At 58.9% G+C, this 3,721-nt stretch carries 2 protein-coding genes, 1 pseudogene and 1 riboswitch; of the genes and pseudogenes, 2 read left to right on the top strand and 1 reads right to left on the bottom strand.

Going from position 1 to position 3,721, the window contains the following annotated elements; translation table 11 throughout:
- Positions 1-328: pseudogene (locus tag PHT20_RS16385) on the bottom strand (hypothetical protein); the annotation flags it as partial.
- 401 nt (positions 329-729) lie between these two features.
- On the opposite strand from PHT20_RS16385, the gene PHT20_RS16380 reads away from it, so the two are divergent.
- Together PHT20_RS16380 and PHT20_RS16375 are read left to right on the top strand one after the other, a co-directional pair.
- A complete protein-coding gene (locus tag PHT20_RS16380; protein ID WP_300086252.1) occupies positions 730-1,488 on the top strand; it encodes a TSUP family transporter in 759 nt (252 codons plus the stop codon).
- A 20-nt stretch (positions 1,489-1,508) separates the two neighbouring features.
- Positions 1,509-1,584: riboswitch (S-adenosyl-L-homocysteine riboswitch) on the top strand.
- Between the two features lie 30 nt (positions 1,585-1,614).
- A partial coding sequence (locus tag PHT20_RS16375; RefSeq protein ID WP_301021369.1) for a dihydropteroate synthase occupies positions 1,615-3,721 on the top strand: 2,107 nt, incomplete at its 3' end.

Below are 3,721 nucleotides of genomic sequence, written 5' to 3'. Positions count from 1 at the left end.
TAGAAAAACGCGCCACCCGCTCCAGCATGGCCTGCTGACCGGGGCTTAAAAGCACTTGCGCAGGCCACTGCCGCCCCCAGCGGTTCCACAACAGTTGAGTCCCAGTGTGGTCAAGCCGGGTGACGGCGCGCAGGTCCCAGCCACCCTGGCCACAGGAGGGCACTGACAGCGCTGCGTCTAGCGCTGGCCACGCCGCCGCCAGCGCTGCGGCACTCCAGCTGCCACCCAGCAGCGCACGCGAACCAGCCTGGTCAGCGGGGTCGGTGTGCAGAGTGGGTGAGGATTCGTGCATGGCGCGTCGACTTGCGGTTGATTTGGGTTTATACATGAAGTGCGCTGCAAGAGCTGCCGGGGCACGGCAACAGAGAAAGCAGCTGTGAAAAACACCCCTGGGAGAACCCCTAGAGGGAATGCCCTAATGGTTTTGCACGGGTTTGGGGCATAAAGTCCATGCATCGCTTGCGGACTGATGGTCTGTTCAAGACGAAGACCCCAGGAGACTCGACCCAACGAGGTCAGACTACAAAAACAGAACAGGCACCGGCAACCCCGGTGCCTTTTTCAATGGTGGGTCTGACAACCGACGCAACACCGCCAGGTTTTTCCTCAATCTGCTGGCAGGCCTGTCATTTTTATAAGCCAAATCACCCTCTAGCGCACATGAATAAAGCATAAGCAGCTATTGATTTAGTAGTTTTTTCAAACCGCTGAAATGCGACAATGCGCGCCATGGAACTGCTTATCGTCTCTGTCGCCTCTCTGTTTGCCGGGTTTGTGGACTCGATCGTCGGCGGGGGTGGGCTGATTTTGGTGCCAGCGCTTTTTGCGGTGTTTCCCACCGCACACCCGGCCACGCTGTTTGGAACCAACAAAGGCGCATCGGTTTGGGGCACCGGCATGGCCACCTGGCAGTACAGCCGCAAGGTGCAAATGCGCTGGGCGGCACTGCTGCCTGCAGCCGCTGCTGGGTTGCTGGCTTCATTTTTAGGCGCCTGGCTGGTGACGGTGGTGTCACCCGAATTTTTGCGCAAGCTGCTGCCCTTTGTGTTGCTGCTGGTGTTGCTCTACACCCTGACCAAAAAAGAGCTGGGGCGCACCCACGCGCCGCGCTTTTCAGGCAGCCGTGAGCAGCTGGTGGCGGCTGGCATTGGTTGGGTGATCGGGTTTTACGACGGCTTTTTTGGCCCCGGCACCGGCAGTTTTCTGGTGTTTTTGTTTGTGCGCGTGCTGGGCTATGACTTTTTGAGCGCCTCAGCTGCAGCCAAACTGGTCAACACCGCCACCAACATTTCAGCGCTGGCGCTGTTCATTGCCAAAGGACACATCTGGTGGCATTTTGTGCTGGCCATGGCCGTGGCCAATGTGCTGGGCAGCTTGGCCGGCACGCGGCTGGCACTCAAGCACGGCACCGGGTTTGTGCGGGTGGTGTTTTTGCTGGTGGTGTCGGCGCTGATTTGCAAAACCAGTTGGGATGCATTCGTGCGCTGACAGGCTTTAAAATTTAGCCTAATTCCAAGGAGCGTTGCAGCAGGCCCTAGCGCCCTGTCAGGCTTGGACATGCCCCCCCAACGACGCTCACCTGATCGAAACCGAGATTGTCCACAGGTGAGTTGTATGTCTGAAATTCTTGTTCCCCCCATGAAACTGTCTGGCTTGGAGCCGTTGAGCATTGGCACGGCCGCCTTCGCCCCCTCGGAGGCAGGCCAAGCTGAACCTCAGGCGCCGGTGGCGTCTTTCGTCAACGTCGGCGAACGCACCAACGTGACCGGCTCCAAAGCCTTTGCCCGCATGATTTTGAACGGCGAGTTTGACCAAGCGCTGAGCGTGGCGCGCCAGCAGGTGGAAAACGGCGCGCAAATCATCGACATCAACATGGACGAGGCCATGCTCGACAGCCAGGCGGCCATGGTGCGTTTTTTGAACCTGATTGCCTCCGAGCCCGACATTTCGCGCGTGCCGGTGATGATCGACTCCAGCAAATGGAGCGTCATTGAGGCCGGTCTGCGCTGCGTCCAGGGCAAACCGGTGGTCAACTCCATCAGCATGAAAGAAGGCGTAGACAACTTCAAGCACCAGGCCAAGCTGCTGCGCCGCTATGGTGCGGCCGCCGTGGTGATGGCGTTTGACGAACAAGGGCAGGCCGACACTTATGAACGCAAGATTGGCATTTGCCAGCGCGCTTACCGCATCTTGGTCGACGAGGTAGGTTTCCCGCCGGAAGACATCATTTTTGACCCCAACATCTTCGCCATTGCCACCGGCATTGAAGAGCACAACAACTATGCGGTCGATTTCATCAACGCCACACGCTGGATCAAGGCCAACCTGCCGGGTGCCAAGGTCAGTGGCGGTGTCAGCAATGTGAGCTTTTCGTTCCGTGGCAACGACCCGGTGCGCGAAGCCATTCACACCGTGTTTTTGTACCACGCCATCCAAGCGGGCATGGACATGGGCATTGTCAACGCCGGCATGGTTGGGGTCTATGACGACCTGGAACCCGTGCTGCGTGAACGGGTCGAAGACGTGGTGCTGAACCGCCGCCCCGATGCCGGTGAGCGCCTGGTGGAAATTGCCGAAACCGCCAAGAGCGGTGCCAAAGACGAGTCCAAAAAACTCGAATGGCGCGGCACGCCCGAGCAGCCAGTGAGCGTGGAAGACCGCCTGAGCCACGCCATGGTGCACGGCATCACCGACTTCATCGTCGCGGATACCGAAGAAGCCTACCAACAGATCATCGCCAAAGGCGGCCGCCCATTGCACGTGATTGAAGGCCCGCTGATGGCCGGCATGAGCATCGTGGGCGACCAGTTTGGCCAGGGCAAGATGTTTTTGCCGCAGGTGGTGAAAAGCGCCCGCGTCATGAAATCCGCCGTGGCGCACCTGATTCCGTACATTGAAGAAGAAAAGCTGCGCGACGAAGCCGCCGGGCGTGACGTGGCCACCAAGGGCAAGATCATCATCGCCACGGTCAAGGGCGACGTGCATGACATCGGCAAAAACATCGTCACCGTGGTCTTGCAGTGCAACAACTTTGACGTGGTCAACATGGGCGTGATGGTGCCCTGCCACGAGATATTGGCGCGTGCCAAGGCCGAGGGTGCAGACATCATTGGTCTCTCAGGCTTGATCACGCCCAGCTTGGAAGAAATGGCCTATGTGGCCGGCGAGATGCAGAAAGACGACTACTTTCGCATCAAAAAAATCCCGCTGCTGATTGGCGGCGCCACCACCAGCCGAGTCCACACTGCGGTCAAAATCTCGCCGCATTACGACGGTCCGGTGGTTTACGTGCCCGATGCCAGCCGCAGTGTGGGCGTGGCGCAAAACCTGCTGGGCGACGCGGCCCCGGCGTTTTTGCAAGAGATCAGATCCGACTACGAACGTGTGCGCCAGCAACACGCCAACAAAAAAGTCTCACCGCTGTGGCCGCTGGCCAAGGCGCGAGCCAACAAAACACCCATCGACTGGACCGGCTACCAACCCACCGCACCCAAATTCATTGGACGGCGCGTGTTCAAAAACTTTGACATGGCCGAGATTGCCAATTACATCGACTGGGGCCCGTTTTTTCAAACCTGGGATTTGGCCGGACCCTACCCAGCCATTCTGGACGACGAGGTGGTGGGCACAGAGGCCAAAAAAGTCTTTGCTGACGGCCAGGCGATGCTGAAAAAAATCATTGAGGGCCGCTGGCTCACCGCCAATGGCGTGGTCGGCCTGT

The organism is Rhodoferax sp. (genome assembly GCF_028715765.1).
In the GTDB taxonomy this organism is placed as follows: domain Bacteria; phylum Pseudomonadota; class Gammaproteobacteria; order Burkholderiales; family Burkholderiaceae_C; genus Rhodoferax.
The sequence above is the reverse complement of the archived record's forward strand: the minus strand, read 5'-3'. Positions and strand labels throughout refer to the sequence as shown.

What these genes read in the sequence shown, in the direction of transcription:
- PHT20_RS16380 (WP_300086252.1), top strand. Translation starts at nt 730, where the DNA reads ATGGAACTGCTTATCGTCTCTGTCGCCTCTCTGTTTGCCGGGTTTGTG.